The sequence below is a fragment of the Acidithiobacillus sp. 'AMD consortium' genome, assembly GCF_008926505.1.
Taxonomy (GTDB): Bacteria; Pseudomonadota; Gammaproteobacteria; order Acidithiobacillales; family Acidithiobacillaceae; genus Acidithiobacillus; species Acidithiobacillus ferridurans.
This window is the reverse complement of sequence record NZ_CP044411.1, coordinates 1,605,943-1,629,573: the sequence shown is the minus strand read 5'-3', so window position 1 is coordinate 1,629,573 and position 23,631 is coordinate 1,605,943. Positions and strand designations below refer to the sequence as shown.

The 23,631-nt window shown below is 56.2% G+C and carries 17 protein-coding genes; 14 read left to right on the top strand and 3 right to left on the bottom strand.

Going from position 1 to position 23,631, the window contains the following annotated elements:
- The first annotated feature begins 24 nt into the window (after nucleotides 1–24).
- From folE2 to clpB, 4 genes are read left to right on the top strand one after another with little or no spacing between them, the layout of a single operon-like run.
- On the top strand, nucleotides 25–795 hold the full coding sequence (folE2, locus tag F6A13_RS08420; RefSeq protein WP_225981770.1) for a GTP cyclohydrolase FolE2: 771 nt from the start codon (nucleotides 25–27) through the stop codon (nucleotides 793–795).
- 3 nt (nucleotides 796–798) lie between these two features.
- Nucleotides 799–1,890, top strand: a complete 1,092-nt coding sequence (aroC, locus tag F6A13_RS08415) for a chorismate synthase (RefSeq protein ID WP_126605613.1) — start codon at nucleotides 799–801, stop codon at nucleotides 1,888–1,890.
- A 3-nt stretch (nucleotides 1,891–1,893) separates the two neighbouring features.
- Nucleotides 1,894–3,057 (top strand): MFS transporter, encoded by a 1,164-nt coding sequence (locus tag F6A13_RS08410; RefSeq protein ID WP_113525556.1) that lies wholly within the window; start codon nucleotides 1,894–1,896, stop codon nucleotides 3,055–3,057.
- Nucleotides 3,058–3,096: 39 nt separating this feature from the next.
- A complete protein-coding gene (gene clpB, locus F6A13_RS08405) occupies nucleotides 3,097–5,697 on the top strand; it encodes an ATP-dependent chaperone ClpB (protein WP_126605612.1) in 2,601 nt (866 codons plus the stop codon).
- A 189-nt stretch (nucleotides 5,698–5,886) separates the two neighbouring features.
- Here clpB and acs read toward each other — a convergent pair whose 3' ends face one another.
- Together acs and F6A13_RS08395 are read right to left on the bottom strand one after the other, a co-directional pair.
- A complete protein-coding gene (acs, locus tag F6A13_RS08400; RefSeq protein WP_126605611.1) occupies nucleotides 5,887–7,854 on the bottom strand; it encodes an acetate--CoA ligase in 1,968 nt (655 codons plus the stop codon).
- Nucleotides 7,855–7,949: 95 nt separating this feature from the next.
- Nucleotides 7,950–9,935 carry a monovalent cation:proton antiporter family protein gene (locus tag F6A13_RS08395; RefSeq protein WP_113525559.1) on the bottom strand — a complete coding sequence of 662 codons (1,986 nt, stop codon included), beginning with the start codon at nucleotides 9,933–9,935 and terminating at the stop codon, nucleotides 7,950–7,952.
- Nucleotides 9,936–10,092: 157 nt separating this feature from the next.
- Between F6A13_RS08395 and rfaD the strand changes: the two genes are divergently transcribed.
- Genes rfaD through F6A13_RS08380 form a run of 3 tightly spaced genes read left to right on the top strand, consistent with a single transcriptional unit; the run spans nucleotide 10,093 to nucleotide 12,521 of the window.
- Nucleotides 10,093–11,082 carry an ADP-glyceromanno-heptose 6-epimerase gene (rfaD, locus tag F6A13_RS08390; protein WP_113525560.1) on the top strand — a complete coding sequence of 330 codons (990 nt, stop codon included), beginning with the start codon at nucleotides 10,093–10,095 and terminating at the stop codon, nucleotides 11,080–11,082.
- Entirely contained in the window at nucleotides 11,082–12,083 is a 1,002-nt protein-coding gene (locus tag F6A13_RS08385) for an NAD-dependent epimerase (RefSeq protein WP_113525561.1), read from the top strand. The genes rfaD and F6A13_RS08385 overlap by 1 nt, the downstream gene beginning before the upstream one ends.
- A 33-nt stretch (nucleotides 12,084–12,116) precedes the next feature.
- Nucleotides 12,117–12,521: a hypothetical protein gene (locus tag F6A13_RS08380; protein WP_113525562.1), complete on the top strand. Its 405-nt coding sequence runs from the start codon at nucleotides 12,117–12,119 to the stop codon at nucleotides 12,519–12,521.
- Nucleotides 12,522–12,576: 55 nt separating this feature from the next.
- Here the strand turns inward: F6A13_RS08380 and F6A13_RS08375 are convergent, their stop codons facing one another.
- Complete coding sequence (locus F6A13_RS08375) at nucleotides 12,577–13,701, bottom strand: fatty acid desaturase (protein ID WP_113525563.1); 1,125 nt, start codon at nucleotides 13,699–13,701, stop codon at nucleotides 12,577–12,579.
- Between the two features lie 279 nt (nucleotides 13,702–13,980).
- Here F6A13_RS08375 and F6A13_RS08370 point away from each other — a divergent pair, with 279 nt between their 5' ends.
- The 7 genes from F6A13_RS08370 to F6A13_RS08340 all read left to right on the top strand — a co-directional run bounded on the left by F6A13_RS08370 (nucleotide 13,981) and on the right by F6A13_RS08340 (nucleotide 23,627).
- Entirely contained in the window at nucleotides 13,981–14,247 is a 267-nt protein-coding gene (locus F6A13_RS08370) for a hypothetical protein (RefSeq protein WP_113525564.1), read from the top strand.
- A gap of 74 nt (nucleotides 14,248–14,321) precedes the next feature.
- Nucleotides 14,322–14,822 carry a c-type cytochrome gene (locus tag F6A13_RS15990; RefSeq protein ID WP_226828971.1) on the top strand — a complete coding sequence of 167 codons (501 nt, stop codon included), beginning with the start codon at nucleotides 14,322–14,324 and terminating at the stop codon, nucleotides 14,820–14,822.
- A 61-nt stretch (nucleotides 14,823–14,883) separates the two neighbouring features.
- On the top strand, nucleotides 14,884–16,110 hold the full coding sequence (locus F6A13_RS08360) for an MFS transporter (protein WP_113525565.1): 1,227 nt from the start codon (nucleotides 14,884–14,886) through the stop codon (nucleotides 16,108–16,110).
- A gap of 44 nt (nucleotides 16,111–16,154) precedes the next feature.
- Complete coding sequence (gene dacB / locus F6A13_RS08355; protein WP_126605610.1) at nucleotides 16,155–17,660, top strand: D-alanyl-D-alanine carboxypeptidase/D-alanyl-D-alanine-endopeptidase; 1,506 nt, start codon at nucleotides 16,155–16,157, stop codon at nucleotides 17,658–17,660.
- Nucleotides 17,661–17,772: 112 nt separating this feature from the next.
- Nucleotides 17,773–18,036 (top strand): hypothetical protein, encoded by a 264-nt coding sequence (locus F6A13_RS08350; protein WP_113525567.1) that lies wholly within the window; start codon nucleotides 17,773–17,775, stop codon nucleotides 18,034–18,036.
- Nucleotides 18,037–18,219: 183 nt separating this feature from the next.
- Nucleotides 18,220–20,076, top strand: a complete 1,857-nt coding sequence (locus F6A13_RS08345) for an autotransporter assembly complex protein TamA (protein WP_126605609.1) — start codon at nucleotides 18,220–18,222, stop codon at nucleotides 20,074–20,076.
- The gene (locus F6A13_RS08340; RefSeq protein ID WP_126605608.1) at nucleotides 20,073–23,627 is read left to right on the top strand and encodes a translocation/assembly module TamB domain-containing protein; all 3,555 of its coding nucleotides are present in this window, start codon (nucleotides 20,073–20,075) and stop codon (nucleotides 23,625–23,627) included. Before F6A13_RS08345 ends, F6A13_RS08340 begins: the two co-directional genes overlap by 4 nt.
- The last annotated feature ends 4 nt before the right edge of the window (nucleotides 23,628–23,631 follow it).

Sequence of the window (23,631 nt, the reverse complement as noted above, 5' to 3'; positions counted from 1 at the left end):
GTGAGAGATTGCGCGGTAGAAATCTTGGAAGACGTACAGGGTCGTGCCGACCCACGTGCCATCGCCATCCAGCAGGTGGGTATCCGCGCCGTGCGCCATCCTATGCAGATCCAGGATCGTGACGGAATCACGCAGCCTACGATCGCCCGATGCAACATGTATGTGAGCCTGCCTGCCCATCTAAAGGGTACCCACATGTCTCGCTTCATCGAGATCCTCAATGCCCAGGAAGGCTCCTTTAGTGTCGAAGGCTTCGGCGCTGTGGTCGAGGAGATGCGGCAACGTCTGGAGGCGGATTCGGCGCGGCTGGAGATGCACTTTCCGTTCTTTATCGAAAAGACCGCCCCCGTCTCCGGGGTCAGGAGCATGCTGGACTATGAGGTGAAACTAGCGGGAGAAATTACTCCGGCAGGTTATCGTCTGACCATAGGAGTCATGGTGCCGGTTACCAGTCTTTGCCCCTGCTCCAAAAGTATCTCGGAATATGGCGCCCACAACCAGCGGGCCCATGTTTGGGTCCATGTGCGTACCTGTGAAACCGTCTGGATCAGGGATATCATTGACCTGATCGAGGCGGAGGCCTCCTGCGAGCTTTACGGCCTGCTGAAACGTCCCGATGAAAAATATGTTACGGAATATGCGTATGACCACCCCAAATTTGTGGAAGATATGGTGCGAGATGTCGCGCTGCGGCTGCAGGAAGACTCGCGCGTGCAGTGGTTTTCGGTTTCTTCCGAAAACTTCGAGTCGATTCACAATCATTCTGCTTATGCCATGATTGAAATGGAAAAATAGCTCATGGCCGGAAGCAGCATCGGCGAGTGTTTCCGAGTCAGCACCTTTGGCGAGAGTCACGGCCCGGCTATCGGTTGCATCGTCGATGGCTGCCCACCGGGCATGACGCTCAGCGCAGCCGATATTCAAACCGAACTGGATCGCCGTCGTCCCGGTCAGTCGCGCCATACCACCCAGCGTCAGGAAGCGGATCAGGTCGAGATTCTCTCCGGTGTCTTTGCGGGCCTGACCACCGGCACGCCCATTGGACTGCTGATTCGCAACACGGACCAACGCTCGCAGGATTATAGCAAAATCAAGGAGCTGTTTCGTCCTGGTCATGCGGATTATACCTACTTGCAGAAATACGGCTTGCGCGACTATAGAGGGGGAGGGCGCTCCTCGGCGCGGGAAACGGCGATGCGGGTCGCCGCCGGGGCCATCGCCCGCAAGTTTCTGCGCGAGCGTCTTGGCGTGAACATCCAGGCGTGGATGGCGCAGATGGGCCCTATCCACGCCGAGGACTTTGATGCGGCGGAAATCTCCCACAATGATTTCTTTTGTCCAGATGCCAGGGCTGCGATCCGGATGGCCGACTTTCTGGATGCCCTGCGTAAAGAGGGGGATTCTATTGGCGCGCGAGTGGATGCGCGGGTTTCCGGCATGCCGGTTGGGCTCGGTGAACCGGTATTTGATCGCCTGGAAGCGGATGTCGCCAAGGCGATGATGAGCATCAACGCGGTCAAGGCGATAGCCGTGGGTGACGGTTTCGCAGTGGTAGAGCAGCGGGGCAGCTATCATGGAGATGCCATGGCCGCCACGGGGTTCCAGAGCAATCATGCCGGTGGTGTTCTCGGCGGTATTTCTTCCGGGCAGGATCTTACGCTGTCCGTGGCCATCAAGCCGACCTCCAGTATTCGTATCCCGCGACAAAGTATTGATGTACATGGTCGCCCGGCCGAGGTGATCACCACCGGTCGCCATGATCCCTGTGTCGGCATTCGTGCCGTCCCCATCGTCGAAGCCATGCTGGCGCTGGTGATTATGGACCATTGGATGCGCCACCGCGCCCAGAACGCCGACGTGCAGACGCCACTGCCCCCCATCCCTACCTAAGGTATGCAGGCAGACCGGGAAGGGGGCTGGCTTGCCGCCTTCTATTTCCTGTATTTTTGCGCGCTGGGGGCGTTTATGCCCTACTGGGGTCCATGGCTGCATGCCCAGGGCCAGGGCCCTCTGGCGATCGGAATTCTCACCGCGGCCGTGCAGTTCAGTAAGGTGCTGGCGCCCAACCTCTGGGGCTGGCTGGCGCATTTCTGGGGAAGCCGGCGGATCGTCCCCTACGCGGCGCTGATTACCGCAGCGGGCTTCCTTGCCCTGGGGTTGGCCCACGGTAACTTTTCGGCCTTGCTGCTGATCACGCTGACTTTTTCCTTCTTCTGGGCAGCAACGCTACCCCTGGTGGATGCTACCACCATGGACTGGGCGCAACGCTGCGGTACCGCCTATGGGCGTATTCGACTCTGGGGTTCCCTTGGGTTTATCGCCTTGTCACTGGGCATGGGCGGGCTGCTTGCCCACTGGGGAATGACCGCGTTTTTGCCGGGTATCGCCATTTTTCTGGTGGCGGCATGGGGAGCGAGCCGTTATCTGCCCTATGGTACGCTGCCAGACGCCAATGCGCCGCGCCCCCGCCTCAGCAGCACACTACGCCATATCAGTCTCTGGTTTTTCCTGCTGGCGGGTCTACTGGAACAGGCCAGTCACGGGGCCTATTACGCCTTTTATTCTATCTATGCGGAACAGCATGGCCTGGGCAGTGCCGCAATCGGGATGCTGTGGGGTTTTGCCGTACTCTGCGAGGTGGCCTTTTTCTGGTGGGGCGATCGTCTTGTCCGGCGCCTCGGCGTACCACTGGTTTTCACTGGCGCCTTCGTGCTGACCGCTCTGCGCTGGGGCGTGATCGCCTGGTGGCCGGGGTTGGTGTGGATCATACTCGTGCAAAGCCTCCATGCGGCCAGCTATGCAGCCTTCCATCTGGCGGCGGTACACTGGGTATCGGGGCGCTTCCCCGGCGCTTTGCGCGCCCGGGGTATGGCGCTCTATGCCAGCGTCGTTTACGGATTGGGCGGAGGGCTGGGAGCCCTGGGGGCGGGCTGGACCTGGGCTCACTGGGGCGGGCAGAATACCTTTGCCGCAGCGTCGGCGCTGGCGCTCTTTGGGGGAGTATTCCTGATCCAGGCATTACGGCCGGCACCCACTCTTGAAAAAGAGGCCGATTAATCCCATTTCCTGAGCAACACAACCCACGGGAGCCACTCCATGCGTACCGATAAACTAACTACCAAATTCCAACAGGCTTTTCAGGATGCCCAGAGTCTTGCGTTGGCGCAGGATCATCAGCAGATGGAGCCCGTCCACTTGCTTGCTGCTTTTCTTGATCAGGAAGGAGGTATCGCTCGGCCGCTCCTGTCAAAAGCCGGCGTGCGGGTCGATGCCCTGCGTAATCAGTTGAATCGCGCGCTGGAGTCCATGCCGAAAGTGCAAGGGAACCCAGGCGAGGTGCAGGTAGGCCGCGATCTCACCAACATGCTCAATCTGGCCGACAAGATAGGCCAGAAGCGCGGTGACACGTATATTTCCACCGAACACTTCCTGCTGGCCTTGATGGACGAAAAGGGTGAGGCCGGGCGCCTCCTGAAAGAGGCGGGCGCCACCACCAAGGATCTGGAACAGGCTGTCCACGATCTGCACGGCGGGGAAAAAATCAATGATGCCAATGCCGAAGAGCAACGGCAGGCGCTGGAGAAATATACCATCGACTACACCGAGCGGGCCAGTCAAGGCAAGCTGGACCCGGTGATCGGACGTGACGATGAAATCCGTCGGACCATTCAGGTATTGCTGCGGCGCAGCAAAAATAATCCGGTGTTGATCGGTGAACCAGGTGTGGGCAAAACCGCTATTGTCGAAGGCTTGGCGCTGCGCCTGATTAATGGCGAAGTGCCGGAATCTTTGCGCGATAAGCGCCTTCTGGGTTTGGACTTGGGGGCACTGATTGCGGGTGCCAAGTTTCGCGGTGAGTTCGAGGAACGTCTGAAGTCTTTATTGAACGATCTGGAGAAGAGTGAGGGTAAAATCATTCTTTTTATTGATGAAATTCATACATTGGTGGGAGCTGGCAAAGCCGAGGGCTCCATGGACGCAGGCAATATGCTCAAGCCGGCGCTGGCGCGCGGCGAGTTACATTGCATCGGTGCCACCACACTGGATGAATATCGTAAATATATTGAAAAAGATGCGGCGCTGGAACGACGTTTTCAGCGGGTGCTGGTGGATGAACCCAGTGTGGAAGACGCCATCGCTATTTTGCGCGGCCTGAAAGAACGCTATGAAGCTCATCACGGGGTACGCATTACCGATCCGGCACTGGTCGCTGCAGTACAGCTTTCACACCGCTATATCACCGACCGTAATCTGCCTGACAAAGCCATAGATTTGATGGACGAAGCAGCCTCCCGCATTAAGATGGAAATCGATTCCAAACCTCAGGAACTGGATGAACTAGAGCGCCGCATCATTCAGTTGAACATCGAGCGCGTGGCACTGGAGAAGGAGAAGGATGAAGCCAGCCGTAAGCGCCTGGATATCCTGCAGGCCCAAATCAACGAGTCAGATCGCAAATATCAGGAGCTGGAAGAAATTTGGAAAGGCGAAAAGCTGGCTATCGAAGGCACTTCTCTGATTCAGAAAGAACTGGACCGAAAGCGCGTCGAGCTCGATACGGCGCGTCGTGCCAACGACTTGGAGCGTATGGCGGAACTGCAATACAGCTCTATTCCGGCATTGGAAGCTCAGCTCCATGCTGCGGAAACTCGTGCGCAATCAGCAGGTTCAGGCGCTAAACCTACCTTGTTGCGTACCGAGGTGGGTGAGGAGGAAATCGCCGAAGTGGTGGCCCGCTGGACCGGCATTCCTGTCTCCAAAATGTTGGAGGGCGAAAAAGAAAAACTCCTCAAGATGGAGGAGCGTCTGCAGGCGCGGGTAGTGGGCCAGAGCGAGGCGGTGGCCGCGGTATCCAACGCCATTCGTCGCTCCCGGGCAGGGCTGTCTGACCCCAAGCGCCCCAACGGCTCTTTTCTCTTCCTCGGCCCCACGGGCGTCGGTAAAACAGAGTTGACCAAGGCCCTAGCCGAATTCCTCTTCGACAGTGAAGACCATCTAGTGCGCATCGACATGAGCGAATTCATGGAGAAGCATTCGGTAGCACGGCTCATTGGCGCGCCTCCGGGATATGTGGGTTATGAAGAAGGCGGCTATCTCACTGAAGCGGTGCGGCGCAAACCATACTCGGTCGTATTGCTGGACGAGGTGGAGAAGGCCCACCCGGAAGTTTTCAATATCCTTCTGCAGGTACTGGATGACGGTCGGCTCACCGATGGCCAGGGGCGCACGGTAGATTTCCGCAATACCGTCATCGTCATGACTTCCAACCTCGGCTCCGACCGAATTCAGGAATTCAGTCGCAAAGGGGACTATGACGGTATGCGCGTGGCAGTACAGGACGTGGTGCAGGACCACTTCCGCCCGGAGTTCCTCAACCGCATTGATGATCTGGTCATCTTCCATCCTCTCACCGCAGTGCAGCTCCGTGAGATTACCGAGATTCAGATGGGCTTCCTGCGGTCACGCCTGCGCGAGCGGGATATGGATCTGATACTTAGTGATGGCGCACTGGATCGTCTGGCCGAGGTCGGCTATGACCCCGTCTATGGCGCCCGCCCCCTGAAAAGGGTGATTCAGCGGGAGATCGAAAATCCCCTTGCCCAGAAACTCCTGCGAGGTGACTTCGGACCCGGTGAGATTATTGAAGTAGTTCTTGAAGGAGAGAGTTTTACCTTTGTCGGGCAACGGGTACACTGAGCGTGTGCCGCGAAATAGTGGTGGTGTGGCCGATGATACCGGCGTAGAACTGTGACAGGTTCTGCGCCACAGGGATACGTCAGCCGGCGCGCCAGACTTCCCTGTGGTTACCAGGATACGCAAGGTGGGCTCTGCCGGAGCAAGATGGCACCCTAATGACACAGCGCACGCAGTGCGCAGAAGTGCTTATTATCGCTTTACGGTACCCAGGTTCTGCAAGGTGTCCTCGTCTTCCAGCGTGCTCATGTCTTGGGTGACCTCTTCACCACGGGCAATGGAGCGCAACAGGCGGCGCATGATTTTGCCGGAACGGGTTTTGGGCAGAGCGTCGGTGAAACGGATATCGTCGGGTCGGGCGATCGCACCGATCAGTTCGGTCACCTGCGCGCGTAGCGCCGCACCCAGTTCATCACGATCGTCACCCTGATGCTGATGTTTCAGTACAACAAAAGCACAAATAGCCTCTCCTTTGATTTCGTGCGGAATTCCAACGATCGCTGCTTCCGAGACCGCAGGGTGCGCCACCAATGCGGATTCCACCTCCGCCGTACCCAGACGGTGCCCGGAAACATTGAGCACGTCATCGATACGCCCCATCACCCAGAAATAACCATCCGCGTCGCGGCGCGCACTATCTCCGGCAATGTAGTAGCGATTATCAAACCTGGCCCAGTAACTCTCCACATAGCGCTCCGGATTACCCCAGACGCCGCGCAGCATGCCTGGCCACGGCCGATCAATGACCAGATAGCCACCGGCATTGGGGGCGGTGATGGGAGCACCATGGTCATTCACAATGCGCGCGCTGATGCCGGGGAGGGGTAGGGCGCAAGAACCTGGTTTATTGGCTGTCACGCCAGGCAACGGCGCGATCATGTGCCCCCCGGTTTCCGTTTGCCACCAAGTATCGGCTACCGGGCAGCGCTCACCGCCAATATGTTTGTAATACCACATCCAGGCCTCCGGATTCATGGGTTCACCCACCGAACCCAGAAGCCGCAGACTGGAGAGGTCATGGCGCTGCGGCCATTCATCGCCCATTTTCATGAAGGCACGTACCGCCGTAGGGGCGGTATAGAGAATACTCACGCCATGCCGTGCGATCATTTTCCAGAACCGATCCGGTTGCGGATGCATGGGCGCCCCTTCGTAAAGGAAGACGGTGGCACCGTTGGCCAGCGGACCGTAGACGACGTAGCTGTGGCCGGTGATCCAGCCGATGTCGGCGGTGCACCAATACACATCTTCCGGCTTGATATCGAATACCCAGCGAGTGGTGAGCATAGCCCAGAGCAGATAGCCTGCACTGCTGTGGAATACGCCCTTGGGTTTGCCAGTACTACCCGAGGTGTAAAGAATGAAGAGCGTATCCTCAGCCTGTATGGGCAGGGCAGGGCAGTCGGCACTCACGTCGGCGACAGCATCCTCCCACCAGATATCGCGGCCCTCCTGCATGTCGATATCCGCCCCGGTACGGCGCAGGACAATGACGTGCCGTACGGAATGTTCATGCTCGCGCAGCAGAGCCTGATCCGCATGGCGTTTGAGTGGCACCACCTTTCCTGCACGCCAGGCTCCATCGGCGGTGATCAGCACCTTGGCATCCGTGTCCTCCAGACGGTCCTTGAGGGCCTCCGCCGAGAATCCGCCAAATACCACGGTATGGATTGCCCCAATCCGCGCGCAGGCAAGCATGGCGACGATCGCTTCCGGCACCATGGGCATGTAGATCGCGACCCGATCCCCCTTTTGCACCCCCTGATGTTTGAGCGCATTGGCAAAAAGGCTGATTTCCCGATGCAGTTGTGCGTAGGTCACGGTCCGCACACTGCCATCCTCGCCCTCCCATATCAATGCTGCTTTATGGCGTGTGGCACCCTGCAAGTGCCGATCCACGCAGTTGTACGCTACATTGAGTTGACCATCGCCGAACCAGCGATAGAAGGGTGCCTGATCCACTTCCAGCACACGCTGAAACGGGACATCCCAGTCCAGATGTTGACGCGCTAGATCCCCCCAAAAACTCTCGGGGTTTTCTGTCGCTTGCCGGGTTAGGCGAGCGAAGGTTTCGGCATCCATATTGGCCTGATCGGCAAAATGGGCGGGAACAGGGAAGGATCGTGTTTCGGATAAGGCAGAGTCTATAGATGTCGGCATAAAAAGTACCTGGTGAAGTGGTTTATACGGTTGAACAGGCGTTCGCAAACATAGCACCGCACACACATTGTTGCCACTCCACCGTGCCCAAAACCTTACACCGCCGCTGCTTCCTGTACTATATTGCCTTCCAGCACGTAGAGTTCAGCTTGGGTAAGTGCCGCAGGCGTCCCAAATAACACCAGCACGTCCCCAGGTTGCAGCACCGTATCGGGAGACGGTTCACGTCCGCGGATTCCGTGGCGTCGTACGGCCACTACGACCACTCCAAAACTGGTGAGGTTCAGCTCGCGCAGGCTGAGATGGAGGGCAAAAGCGGTTTCACCTAGCGCAATGGAAGCCAGCCGCGCCGAACCCTGGTCTTCACCGGGTTCGGAACTCCCCCAGAACGCTCCCCGGAAGAACTGATAACGCTCTTGCCGGAAACGTCGCACTCGACGCAGCACCGTGCTGATTGGGAAACCGATCAGCAACAAGGCCTGTGAGGCCAGCATCAGAGCGCCTTCGGTTACTTCCGGCACGACCTCATCAGCGCCGGCGGCCTCCAGTCTCTCCAACTGGCTGTCGTCGTGGGCCCGCACGACGACTGGCAAGTCCGGGCGTAGTTCCTTGATAATGGACAGGACCCTCTGGCTAGAGGTAACGTTCGCATACGTAATGACTACAGCCCGTGCAGAAAAAATGCCTGCCGCCTGCAACACATCGCGACGACTGGCGTCGCCATAAAAAATGGACTCGCCCGCCGACTGCGCCTGGCGCACCCGTACCGGGTCCAGATCGAGCGCCACAAAGGGGATACCCTCTTCTTCCAGAACCCGCCCCACACTCTGTCCTACCCGCCCATAGCCGCAGAGCACAACATGAGCCTGCAAATTTGCCGAACGGATATCCGCCAGTTGCTGATCACGATGGTGGCGATAGCTGCCCACCATTTGACGGGTCAACCATCCATTACGCTCCACCAGAACAGGTGCGAGCATCATGGACAGGAGCATGCCGCCGAGAACCGGTTGCAGCACATGGGCAGGTAACAATTGGTACTGGTTGGCTAACGCCAGCAACACGAAACCAAACTCACCCGCCTGAGCCAGTACAATGGCTGAGCGCAACGCCACGCCCGACTCATAACCGAAAAGACGTGCGAGCCCCCAGACCAGCGCGCCCTTGAGCAGTAGAATCATGGCCAGCACGACGATGACCCAGCCCAGATTCGCCCACCACGCCGGCAAATCCACGAGCATGCCAATGGTAACGAAAAAAAGACCCAGCAAAATATCGCGAAAAGGCGCGATATCCGCTTCCACCTGGTAGCGGTAAGCCGTCTCGGAAATCAGCATCCCCGCTACAAAAGCACCCAGTGCCAGCGATAGCCCCGCCTGTTCGGTAATCCACGCGAGCCCGAGGGTCACCAGTAACACGTTGAGCATGAACAGCTCTGTCGACTTTCGATTGGCCACGAGCTGAAACCAGGGTCGCATCACCGGCCGCCCGACCACCAGCAGGACCAACAGTACCAGCACCGCCTTCAGTCCGGCCATGGCGAGGTCATCTGCCAGATCGTCGGTCGAACCGGCAAGCGCGGGGATCAGAATCAGTAACGGGACTACGGCGAGATCCTGGAACAGCAGCACACTTACGGCGATACGTCCATGCCGGGTCTGTATTTCCATTTTTTCGGCTAGCGCCCGCACCACCATGGCAGTGGACGACATGGCCAAAATTCCACCGAGGATTACCCCCGTCTTCCAGGAAAGCGGGATGAGCAACGCGATGCCGACAAAGACCAGACTGGTCAGAACGACCTGCGCCAGTCCCATGCCAAATACCAGACGGCGCATACTCAGGAACTGCGCTAGACTGAATTCCAAGCCGATGGTAAACATCAGAAAAACCACCCCGAAGGCGGCAAGCTGTCGGGTGCTGGCAAGATCGGGCACTACGGCCAGGGCGTGCGGACCCAGAATGACACCTGTCAAAAGATATGCAAAGACTGCCGGCAGACGCAGGTGGCGCAGAAAGCCAACCAGCAGCACTCCGGTAGCCAAAAGCAGGATGATCGTCAACAGGCCATGGTCTTGCATGTTCCTCCTCGGACATGGCAGTGCCCGTCTATAGGGCACTATCTGATTTTTGCAGCAGGAATAGGGCAGGTGTGAGCCTGGGGAAAGAGCAGGGTGATGGCACCTTATAGGAAGGTGCCTGCTTTCTGTTATCATAGCCGCAAAAGGAGGAGTACGCATGTATATCGTCACTGGCGGGGCCGGTTTTATCGGCGCCAATCTCGTGCAGGCCCTCAATCAACGGGGCATTACGGATATTCTCGTCGTCGACCATCTGAGCCGCGCCGACAAGTTTCTCAATCTCACCGATCTGGAAATTGCCGACTACATGGAGGCAGAGGCTTTTCTTCGGCTGATAGAGAACAAGCATCTGAAGGGTGTCGACGCCGTTTTCCATGAAGGCGCATGCTCCGATACGATGGCGACGGATGGCCGTTATGTTATGGAAAACAACTTCACTTTCAGCAAAATACTGCTGCATTGGTGCCAACATCATGACGTTCCGTTCCTATACGCCTCCAGTGCCTCGGTCTACGGTATGACTGGTATCTTTGTCGAGGAGCGCTACGCCGAATCGCCCCTCAACATCTACGGATTCAGCAAATTTCAGTTCGACCAGTATCTCCGGCAGATCTGGACGGATTTGCGGGCGCCGGTACATGGCTTTCGTTACTTTAACGTCTACGGTCCACGCGAGTTTCACAAAAACCGCATGGCCTCAGTAGCGCTGCATTTTTATAACCAATATCGGCTGGACAACCATGTTCGCCTGTTTGCCGGGTCTGGCAGCTATGCCGATGGTGAACAACGGCGTGATTTCATATATATAGACGATGTGGTTTCCGTCAATATGCATTTCCTGGATCACCCGCACAGCGGAATTTACAATGTAGGCACAGGACAGGCGCAGAGTTTCAACGAGATGGCGGTCGCCGTCATCAATAGCCTGGAGCGCCGTGCAAACCGCGCGACACTAACCTTGCCCGCACTGCAGAAAACGCAGACCATTCGTTATGTCAACATGCCCGAAGCCCTGAATGGTAAGTACCAGAGCTTCACCCAGGCGGAAATCAGCAAACTGCGTGATGCAGGATATGACAAACCCTTTCTGACTGTGGGACAGGGGGTGGATCGCTATGTGCAATGGCTCACGGAACGGGCGACCTGATGGAAGGCAGAATACTAATTACCGGCGCTGCGGGTTTTGTGGGTTTTCATCTGGCGCGTCGTCTGTTGGCCGATGGATGGGTTGTCAGCGCGATAGACAACCTCAATGATTACTACGATCCCGGCCTGAAACGCGGCCGTCTGGCGCAACTGGAGGGACACCCAGCCTTCCAGTTTCAACCTCTGGATCTGGCCGATCGCGAGGGTATGCAGACGCTTTTCGCAGGCCCCCACTTTGATGCCGTCGTCAACCTCGCGGCTCAGGCAGGGGTGCGGCACTCCCTGAAAGCACCGCACAGTTACGTGGACAGTAATGTCGTTGGTTTTCTGAATGTGCTGGAGGGCTGCCGGGCGCAAGGTGTCGGTCATCTGCTTTTCGCTTCTTCCAGTTCGGTGTACGGTGCCAACAATCGTTTGCCTTACAGTGTCCACGACCCGGTAGATCATCCGGTCAGCCTTTATGCGGCCACCAAGCGAGCGGGTGAGCTCATGGCGCACAGCTACGCTCATCTTTATGGTATTCCCAGTACTGGATTGCGGTTTTTTACAGTCTATGGCCCTTGGGGGCGTCCCGATATGGCCTATTTCAGTTTTACGCAGAAAATCCTGGCCGGGCAGCCCATCCCCGTATTCAACCACGGCCAGATGCAGCGCGATTACACTTATATTGATGACGTCATCGAAGGGGTGGCGCGGCTCATTCCACATGCGCCAGAAGCGCAGGATATCTGGCCGGAAGACCCTGCAAGCAGTGCCGCCCCCTTCTGCATTCAGAATATCGGCAACCACACACCCGTTGCACTCACGGACTTTATCCACATTCTGGAGGAGTGCCTCGGTAAGTCCGCGCAAATTGAATGGCTTCCCATGCAGGATGGTGACGTGGTGGCTACCTATGCCGACGTTACCGCGTTACAGGAGAGCGTGGGATTTGCCCCGGACACCCCTTTACGGGCAGGCCTCCAGCGCTTTGTAACCTGGTATCGCCAGTACTACGGCTGACAGCCCGACATTTTTAGAAACCGGGGTAGCTCCATGAATAGACGCGCGCATCAACCACTGCACCTGCTTAGCCGGACGGAGTTTTTGTGGCGACAATTACGCTATGCCGGTGCTGCCCTGGGTTTTATGCTGCTTTCACTGGGAATGGGCATGCTGGGCTATCATCTGTTGGCGCATATCGACTGGATCAATAGCCTGCTCAATGCGAGCATGATTCTGAGCGGTATGGGGCCCGTTGCCAGTTTGCATGGTACCGGCGCGAAACTCTTCGCCAGCGCCTATGCCTTATACTCAGGGGTGGTCTACCTGGCGGTATCTGCAGTGCTTTTATACCCATTGGTGGAACGACTTATGAAAATCCTGCACCTCCAGGCACTTCATACACCGTCTCCGGTACAGGAAAAACACCTCCCGGAACGCTCGGAAGACGAGCTATAACCGGGAGGTGTCGACCAGCACACAGAACCAAGACACGCCATCAAGGGCGTCCTATTCAGTGTGCGGTTTTTCCAGGCTGATATACGGAGGAGGTCGCGGAGGCGGCGATGTCAGCGGCCTTCTCTTCGATCCAGCTACGGCTGGACCGGAAACTCAACCAGGATTTTCCCTCGTAGTCATATAACTTGCATTCCTTGAAGATACGCCGAATCTCAAAAAAGCCGAAACGCGTTTCATGAATGTACTGGCCGTACTCCGCACGTAAATCTTCGTAAGCCCCCTTCAGGCGATAGAAGGGTATCCGTGGGTCAACGTGGTGCGGTGTGTGGATCAGGATGTTATGGATCAGGTACTCGCTGACCTTGGAGCAACGGACGATTATGCTGCAATAAAGCTGGCCAATACTCTGGCTCCATTCCTCTTTTTCCGAGAAAAATGGCACGTTGGGGTGCGTGTGGTGGAGAAAGACAAACAGCGCGATGTAATAGTTGAATACCAGGAAAGGCAGTATAACGGCGGCTATGATGCCCATTGGACCGGATATCCAGTATGCCAACGCGGAAAAACTTATAAAAAACACCAGCGTTATCATCTTGCTATAGAAAAATGGCCAACGATCTTTGTTTTTGGCGTCTACTTTGAAACGGACCATGCCCGGCCACCAGATCCGCAACAAGTAGTGCAGCGCGCAAGTATAAGGGCTGCGTTCCAACCGATAGATCATCTTCTGCCAGACCGTTTTGCTTCTGTACTCCTGCGGAGTCCAGGGGCGCCATACCCAGTCGATGGTGCTCAGGCTGGTAAAGCCATGATGCACCCGATTGTGCCCAAAGGCCCAGAGGCGGTACATGTTCAGCGACGGCAGCATGAAAATGGTGCCCAGGATTTCGGCAGTGCGCTTGCTCTGGAAGAGGGCGCCGTGCGCTGCGTCGTGTGCCCAGACGAACATGGATGCCACCGCCGACCCCGCAAGGAGTCCAAATAACAGCTTGAGCCACCAAGGCCCAGCGAGAAGGGCGCCGGTGATGGCGGAGAGGTAGAAAATTGCGTCAAACATGTACCACGCGAGGGCGATGCCTGTTGATCGCTGGTAGCGTTCCGGCCGAATCACGTCCCGGATGGTTTGCAGCTTGACGGGGCGCAATGCCTCGAAGTCAGCATGGGAAGAGGTAAGTGGCATAGCAATGTACTCCTTGGCAAATCCATGTTCACCGCATTATAGTATACCCGCATATCCTGTTATACAACCGGATTATAGAATCCGGGGGCGAAGCAAACCATGCCGTACCTGCCGGGTACCGTCGAGGGTGTACGATGCTGATCTTCTCCTCTGCCGGTAGGGTGCTGGGAACTGTTTGGCACAAGGGAAATTAGTGCTACCATTATGAAGTCATTTGCGCTATACCATTTAGCTACTGACGCGGTCATCCTGTAAAACCTACGTAAGGAGAGTTAAAACATGTTGGATATTGCCAAGATCAAGCCTGTTGCCCGGATCATTCTTGTTGCAGGCGCCATCGCGCTTGCCTCAGCTTGCGCCAAGAAGGAAGAGTCCACTACTGCATCTAGCAGCAGCGCCACTGAGTCTGCTGCCCCGGCGACCACCACCACCGAGTCTGCCGCTCCTGCGGCCACCGACAATACCGGCAGCAGCGCCATGGCACCAATGGAATCCGCAGCACCTAGTGCCAGCGCTACCAGCAGCGACACTTCTTCCGCGAGCTGATTCGGCACTCCACAGGTCTATACGGGCTCGTTCAAAGCTGGACATCGGGAGCGCGCTACATTGGTGAGTTTGGTATGAAGCCAGTTGTGCGTTTTCTGATGCTAGTCGGCGTCATCAGTCTCGCCACCGCTTGTGCCAGGAAGGACGGATCTGCTACTGCGCAGGTTGGTAGTTCTACGGGCAGTCCGGTGGCGGACAGCAGGCAGAGTTCTGGAACTGCCCGGACTGATGGGCATGGTGGAAGTGTGGCGCCGCCTGGGCTTGACGAGCGAAAAGGAGATAAGCACCTTGTTGAGGTGTTGACCACGGCGCGGTCGCTGGCGGAAGCCAAGGGCTGTTTCTCCTGTCATCAGGTAGATACCAAAGTCCTCGGGCCCGCTTTTGCTTGGGTCGCCTACCGCTATCAGCGCGATCCCAAGGCGGTAGCAACGTTAAAGTACGCTATTGAGCACGGCGTGTCCGGAGTATGGGGTTCCATGCCTATGCCGGCGCAGAGCGTGACTCCCGTGGAAGCCGAGGAATTGGTTTCATGGGTGTTAGCGCAAAGGCCTGTCGCTCCCCCAAAATCTAATTAGTGGACTTCTTTTGGTCGTCTAACCCCCCGCTTTGCGGGGGTTTTTTATATCTGGATGAACATTGCGGAAAAAATTTAAGACATTCAGATGGATTTCCAGCACCTATTACGCGGAAGGGTTGCCCTATTCGCTGGTGCAACAGGTGTCCGTACAGTTTTTTACCTATGCAGGCGCCAGCTTGCAGGTTATCGGATTGCTCTCGTTTTTCGGGCTTCCCTGGAATTTAAAACTGTTCTGGAGCCCCTTGATCGATCTTTTCGCGGACAAAAAGCGTTGGCTTGTGGTGATGGAAATCGTCTTGGGTGGCGTGGCCGCTTTGCTGATCTGGCCGGCACAGCACCTGAATCTGGACCTCGCCGCCAAAATTTTTATGTTAATGGCCTTCCTGTCGGCCACCCATGATATGTCCGTAGACGGGTATTATATCCAGACACTTAGCCCATCCGATCAGGCGGCTTTTTCCGGATTGCGGGTTGCAGCCTATCGGGTTGCCATGCTGGTTGGAAACGGCGTGCTGGTTATTATCGCCGGGTGGATATCCTGGATCGCCTGTTTTTTAACTGCGGCGGCGATGATATGGGGATTGGCGGCTTTTCATCAGCGCGCACTGCCGCCATCGCCCCCGTCCACAAGCCACAAAGGACGCCATTGGCACGCCGCGCGCGAAGCTTTCACCACCTACATGCAGCAACCAGGGATTCTTTGGGCACTGGCCTTTATCCTGCTTTTTCGCGCGGGCGACGCCATGATGGCGGCGATGGTGACTCCGTTTCTCAGTCATTTGGGCTACGGCCTCGTGGCGCGCGGCATTCTCACCGGAACAGTAGGGACGGTGACGACTATCGGAGGCGCTTTGCTGGGCGGTATCATCATATCCCGCTGGGGGTTGCGCCATGCATTGCTGCCGTTGACTTTGATCCAATCCCTGGCGATTCCGGCCTATGCGTGGCTGGCCTGGGTGACACCCTCTGTGTGGTGGGTAGGTGTCACAGTGGCCTTTGAGCAGGCTGCGGCGGGTCTCGGCACTGCCGTTTTGATGGTCTTCCTTATGCAGCGTTGTCAGGGGGATTACCAGGCAACGCATTTTGCTATTGGCTCCGCCCTGATGTCCGTGGCAGCCACGGTTGTCGGCGGATTCAGCGGTTTTCTTGCAGCACAAGTGGGATTTGTGGAATTCTTTCTACTGGCGTTTGCTGCGGCACTACCTAGTTTGTGGCTGGCGCTGCGCATGCCAGCGGTCCTGTTTACAGATCGTCAGGAGTCCATGTCGGGATCGGACCCTATGTAGGGACAAGTCTAATAGTTTCATATAAGTAGAAATTGGAGCGTACGATGCGTTCGGATGGGCGGCAGTGGAAAGGGGATGGAGGTCGGCTATGGCGGCGTTTTTTTGTCGGGATGTTGCCGTTTTTCTGGCTTATACCCGCTGTCGCCGCTACCGGCCACAAGGACGCAAACCCCCAGTTTGGCGACGGCCAATGGAGTATCCTGATTCAGGATATGCAAAAGGGCAGGCCCACTCTGAGCGTGCAGGCAGATCATGGACAACTGCCTGCGTCCGCAGCAAAGCTGCTGACCACAGCGTATATTCTGCACGAACTGGGGCCTGAATCTCGCCAGAAAACTCGGATACTAGCCCAGACTATCGATGATGGCGTAGTGCAGGGGCCCTTGATTTTTCTGGGTGGTGGCGACCCCGATCTTTCCAGTCGTCGCTTCCCGTTTGTCAGAAGAACAGTACGAGATGACCCCATGTACCCTATGCGCATGCTTGCCGCTCAAGTATGGGCGGCGGGTGTTCGCCAAATTCCGGAGGGTATTCTGGCGGATGCCACGTACTTTCCCGCAGATGGCACGCTGCCGGGTTGGATGGAACAGGATCAGCGCTATTGGTATGGCGCACCGATCCATGCACTCATGTTCAACGACGCCATGATCGCGGTACAAATCAAACCGGGGCGGGCCGCGGGGGTACGCACCAACGCCGAGATTATCCCCAACCCAGGAGGACTCATTCGGAACACGGTGATCACAGTTTCGGCGAAGGATCCCATTCGTCTGGTACGTTTGGAAAAATCTGGAAGCGGATATCTATTGACTGGCGCGATTTCCGCCAATGGCGGTATTTTCGCCGCCATGCTGGCGCAGCCAGATCCAGCCTATTTTGCCGCCGCAGCATTGCGACAGGCTTTGGAGGAAAAGGGCATTCTTGTAGGTAATGCTATCCAAGTATTGAACAACAAACGCGGTGCAAAGCAGTCCGGGGAATATGCGCACTATGTCTTATTGGCTAAACACGAGTCACCGCCATTGGTGGAGGAGATCGCGGTGGCCAACAAGGTGAGTGAAAACACCCATGTAGAAGTACTGCTCCGGGATGCGGATCTGGCTCGCGGCGGTGATGGAAGCCGTGCATCGACAATGCAGGGCTTGCACCGTTGGCTTTCTGTGAACGGTATACTGGACACCCAATCTCGACTGATAGATGGCTGCGGATTATCTCGTGAGAATCGCCTCAGCGCCGCAGATCTGGTGCGTATGTTGATGCACTCTTATCGGGAACCCTGGGGGGAATCCTGGCGCGATTCGCTGCCGGTCAGCGCCGAGGATGGAACGCTCCGGCATCGTCTGGGCGCTTTGCCTGCGGGTACGGTGCAAGCCAAAACGGGTACTCTGCGCGATGCGTTGTCCCTCGCTGGTTTTATTCGGAATAACCTCGGCCACCGGCAATATGCGTTTGCCATTTTGGTGGAACATTTCAGAGGGCCCGAAGAGCGTATCCGCAGACGAATGGACGCCCTGGTGCAGCGTGTTGCTCTGGGCGGCCACACTATGTAGAAAGTTTCCACATGTTCAAATTCGCATAATACTTATTATGTAAAGTGAACTTCTTGGGCCGTTTTGAAGTCTGAAGATACGGTGTTATTCCGAAATGCTTAAAGGGAGCGTAATGGCTTATTATCAATCATTCAGCAGTCGGGGGCCTTGGTGGGTGCGTCTGCTCGCGGTGATGGTGGGCATGGTCCTGCTGGTCGGTCTATTCTTTTTTGCCATCTTCGCTGTCATTGCGGTGGCGATGCTCGCGGGCAGTGGGATGCTTTTCCTCTGGTGGCAGCGACGAAAAATGCGCAAGGGAATGCATACGGATATCGTGGTTACGGACTATCGGGAGATTCACCGCCCACGTCCGCCTTTCGATAATCTCCATCGTTGATTATCTTTTCAGGCATCCTGAGACAGTCTGGCCAAGTCGAAGATTAGTAAGGCATGCACTGCAATTTGTGTGTACGCTTCTCCCCTTCCGCGCGCCGCATCCTAGCCCCATAAATCGTGCTAAACTCGGCAAATCGTCACGCGATGAGCACAATCTTGGGTGCGTTGACCCAAGGCATTCCCTGTGGCGTTATTGTTATTCTGGACCACAAGTGAAACGGCAGGAGGTTTTCTGGGTTCGGTCAGGGGGGATAGAAGCGCGAAACAAGGTCGTCCGCGTGACCTGCTCCGTGGCCTATGGCTGGCGGGCTTGGCGGTTTCGTTGCTGTATGGCGGAATGGCTAACGCTGATGATGTAACTTTCATCGTGAAAGGGGTCTCCAAGCCCCTGGAAGTAAATCTCGTACGTGCCCTCCCCCCTGCAGTGATCGGATCCCAGGCGGACCGTTTGGAAGAAGCAGAGATGGCGGCCGGTTTGCGCCTTAAGGATGCGCTCGAAGCCTATGGTTACTACGGCGCTACCTGGACGAAGAGCAGTAAACACATCGCAGCGGGGAAAGTCCTCGTAACCTTCTCCGTCACCCCCGGGCGGCCTATTCTGGTCCGCAAAATCGACCTAAAATCCACCGGCGATGGATCCAAACTACCGGCTTTACAAAAGCTGTTCGCTCGGTTTCCACTTCATAAAAAAGAGGTTCTCAATCAGGTCATTTACGAGGACTGGAAGGGTAATCTCCTCTCACTCCTCACTGCGCGCGGTTATGCGCAGGCCAGTTATTCGCGCCATGAGATTCTTATAGATCGTGACCAGTTCTGGGCAGATATTTATTTGTGGCTCAATACCGGGCCACGCTTCCGAGTTGGAGATATTAATATCACCGGTGCGAGGCACTATCCGCGATGGTTCATTCAGCGCTATATTTCTTTCAAGACAGGAGACTGGTATTCACCAAAAGCGCTGGCAGTTACTCAAAGCAATTTGCGCAATGCCGACCGGTTCTCTGATATTTCCGTGCATGGCGATTTGGGGAAATCGAAAAATAATGCCATACCTGTTTCAGTCAACTTGAAAAGTATGCCGGGGCAACACCTGAAAATAGGCGCCGGTTACAGTACTGATATCGGCCCTAATGCAGCAATTATATACGATAATTATAATGCTTTTGAACAGGCTCAGCATGTTCGCGTTTCCATTTTGGCGGCGCAACTGAATCGCAATGCCAGTATTACCTATAGCTGGCCGGTCGGTGCGCGCCTGGGGTCTGAATATATTGCGCAAGGCAGCTATCAGAATCAAAATCTGACCGCCTATAACGCTAACGAGATCCTTGCCAGCGCTGGTCGGCAGTGGTCATTGCGCAGCGATAACAGTCTGGGTAAAGGTGAAACCATAGAGGCCTTGGTTAATTTTGAGGACGCCAACTACAATGTGGCTGGGCAGTTTAACACGAGCTTGTATATCTATCCGTCGGTACAGTATAGCATACAAAACTTCCGCAATATTTTGCGCCCCATAGCCGGCTATACACTGACGGCGAGGATTGAGGGTGCCAGCAAGGTATGGGGTAGTGATGCAAATTTTATCCGCTTTAGCACCCAGGGAGAATGGCGCAAGCGCTTGGGTCAGAACTGGGTCCTCGGTACCCGTGCCAAGCTGGGGGCAATGTGGTTAAACGGGTCCATTGGCGAATTGCCACCTAATCTACGATTTTTCGCAGGTGGGCAAAATAGCCTGCCCGGTTATGCCTATCAATCGCAGGGTCCATTGGCTGCGAACGGTGCAGTGGAAGGTGGGCGTCTTCTTGCCGTTGGTGGCTTCGATATTCAGCGCTTTGTCGCTAAAAACTGGGCTGTCGTCGCATTTTATGATGTGGGTAATGCATTCAACAGTTGGTCCAGTTTCCATGCGCTTCAAGATGTTGGGCTAGGCGTGCGCTGGTATTCCCCCGTTGGACCCATACGCTTTGACTTGGCACACCCACTGGTTGCTCCGCAAACACCGGCTGTCCGTGTCGCCTTCTCGGTAGGTTTCAGCCTATGATTCGCGTCCGCCACGGCATTATTGCCGGTGTGCTGCTGGTCCTGATTACGCTGGCCACCGTCCTGATCTGGCTGCTCACTACCAGTTACGGTGCACAGTGGGCGTTAGCGCAGGTCCCAAACTTACAGGTCAAACAGGTAAAAGGCTCGCTTACCGGCAAGATGCGGCTTTCCGGTATTTCCTGGCATAATGCGGACATGCGCTTTCGTGCGCAATCTTTGCAGTGGCACTTGCATCCTGCCCATTTGCTCTGGGGAGAAATCGACTTTGCCGACCTCCAGCTTCACCAGGCCGATTTGCACCTGCCGGTGCCCTCTGACAAACCCAGCCCTATTCATTTGCGCTGGCCCGCATTGCCTCTGTGGACCCGTCTCATCGACCTGAAACTGAGCCCGGTTACTTGTACGAACCTGCGCATATGGCAAGGAACGCAGAAGCCCTTCGTCCTCTCCCTGGCGACATTTTCCGATCTGGCCTGGCAGCGTGGCAATCTGCACATCCAAAACCTGTCGGCGCAGATACCCCAGGGCAGACTCCAGCTTACGGCAGACCTGCAAATGGGAGAGCGCGGACTGCGAAGCCTGGGTGTATGGAGACAAGGTAGTGCCATCAACGCGTTGACCGTAAGTTGGGAAACACACTGGCATGGCATTTCGGCCCAGACATTTGGCGGCCCCCTGAAGATTCAGATACAAGAAAACAAGCGACTGACGACTTTGAGCGGTATGACGCAGATCTCCCCACAGCAGATTTTGCTTCAGTCACTACAGCTTAGTAATCCTGCGCTCCAGAAACCCGCACAGGGGCATTGGCGCCTTGATTTGCCCAACAATACCGCAGGGAATTACCAGATCAGTGGCGGCTTCGAGCAGATCCTGGCAAAAGCGCTGCCCAGCACGTTACCGGTGGGCGCATTGGCCGTCAGTTTGACTTTGCGGGGGAACACTGAGCGTTATCAAGGACAACTGGCGCTGCACGGTGATCCCAAATTCGGCGGTATTCAGGGCCATGTGAACGGCAATCGCCAAAACCTGCAATACCATTATGCCGGCAAGCTGTTGGGCGCAGATCTGCTGCCTTCGGTGCTGGCCGTCCGGTGGCGGCCACAACTCACCGTCACCGGGCAGGTTCGGGTCAGGGGCCTGCAAACACAGCACATTATGGCTCAGGTACCAGGCAATTTTTCCGGAGAACTCAGCGTCAACGCCACCCAAATTTCCAAGGTAATCACGGGTGATGTGCGGCTGCAATTGCTGCCTAGCGAGCTTTACCGCCAAACCTTGCAGGGCGAGGCGTTGGTGCACTTCGCAGGGAGTGCGTGGGATCTGCAAAAGGCACAGTTTTTTGGTCCGGGTGTAAGCCTGAGCGCGCAAGGTAATTTACAACAACGTCTGCATTTCATCCTCAACGTGGCGCAGTGGCAGGGCTTGCTTCCCGGTGCCCAAGGGAAAAGTTTGCTTCAGGGTTGGGTGGCGCGGCCTCAGGCGCGGTGGACTGGAGAAATCCAAGGCACCGGCCAAGGGCTTGCCTATCATGAAGTAAAGATCAATACACTGAAAACACGGGCCGAATTCCGCGCCACGAACGCCTTGCAGGCGATGATCAATGTAAAGGGACTGGCATACGCTGGCCACCGCATTGATTTGCAGGCCCATGCGCAAGGACCATTAACACGTTTTACGCTGGGACTGGACGCACAGTGGCCGCAAAGCCGCCTCTCTGTCATGGGGTTGGTGTCTCATCAGGCCAATGCGTGGGGACTGCGATTGGAGAAGACCACACTGACCAGCATCCCTCTGGGAAACTGGCGGTTACTCCACCCAGCCACTCTGCAATGGGTCAATGGTGCTGCATCGCTCAGCAAAATGGCTTTCGCCGATGCGCATGCTGCCCGGATTACCGCGCAAGGTCACTACAATCCCGCCACCAACCAGGCCGATTTGGGACTCGATTTGCAATCTCTACCTCTGGATTTTTTTGCGCAGGCGGAGGATGCATCGCTCCATGGTTTTTTAAATGCGCATCTGCAAGCGCAGTGTCACGGAGTTTGCCAAGCGGAAGGACATTGGAATTTTCAGAAAACCCAATTGCAATGGCGGCAGGCAGGCACGCCGCATACGCTCTCTCTGCAGCGGTTTACCGGTCAACTCCGATGGTTGCCCAAAGACCTCTCGCTTGCTGCTGACCTTGGTCTTGCCAATGACTGGGGTAATGCCCAGCTGACCATGCACAGCCCCGCGACACTCGTTCTGCCCTGGCACTGGGACGCCAATGCCCCAATACAAGGGGCTATTAAGGCGCATGTAGGTGCACCACTTTTTGCTGCCATCCCCGTCGGGAATTTGCGGATTCGCCCGCAAGGTCAAGGGAGTATAGATGCACAGGTTCTGGGTACCTGGGCGCATCCGCAGTGGACTGGTACAGCACAACTCCAGGGTCTGGGCTTTTTCGTCCCGCAGGCGGGTTTGGATGTTCGTGACGTGGGCGCCAAACTCGTGGGAGATGGAAAAGAAGTGCGAATCAATCAATTACAAGCCAGCTCCGGCGCTGGCCAAATATCCGGGACAGGCATCGTCCAATTTCAGCAGGCGAATGACTTTACGCTCCACGTCACTGGGAAGAACTTCACCGCGCTCAATCTGCCGCAGGTACAAGCTGCGGTCAGCCCCGACCTGAGCATTTCCGGAAACCTAAAGAAAATCGACGTGCAGGGAAATATACACACCGATCGTCTGCGTATATTGGGTACGGATTTCAGCGGACCCAAGCCCTCAGGCGACGTCGTTTTTGTGAAAAATGTACACAAAAGCAGCGGCCCTGCCTTGGATGTCAATCTGCATGTAACCCTTGGGGACGATGCGAGAGTCATCATCAGCGGGCTGCGTGCCCGGTTGGTCGGTGACCTTGCAGTAGACATGCATGACGGCCAAAGTCCGCAGGTTAATGGCACTCTGCGCATGGTGGATGGCCGTTATGCGATTTATGGGCACACCCTCACCTTCCAGCGTGGTTCCATCCTTTTCCACGGTGCGGCGAACCAAGCCAACCTGGACGTGCTGGCGGTACGCACTATCAAAGGCTCCTCTAGCTTCGCCGTGGACAACACCCCCGTAGAGGCTGGTGTACAAGTCACCGGTACACTGCAAGTGCCCCAGGTAGCGCTCTACTCCAAACCTTCCATGTCGCAGACGGATATCCTCTCCTATCTCGTGCTGGGTACGCCGAGCAGTGGTCTCACCAGTCAGAACGCGCTGCTTTCCGCCGCTGCGGGAACACTTTTTTCTGCAAGCCGCGCCGCATTGTTCGGCAACAGCCTGGATAGCAGTGGCATTGATGTAGGTGTAAGCTCCGAAGGTAATTCGGGTCTGGCAGGCGCCATGGTTACCATGGGTCATTATCTTACTCCCGATCTTTATCTCAGTGTCGGACAATCCGTACTGAGTAGCGGGACTGTAGCACGACTGCGTTACCGGATTTCCCGCCATATTGAAATTCAGACGGAGAGCGGGACCCAGAACGGCGCCAACATATTTTACCGTATCGACTTTTAAGATG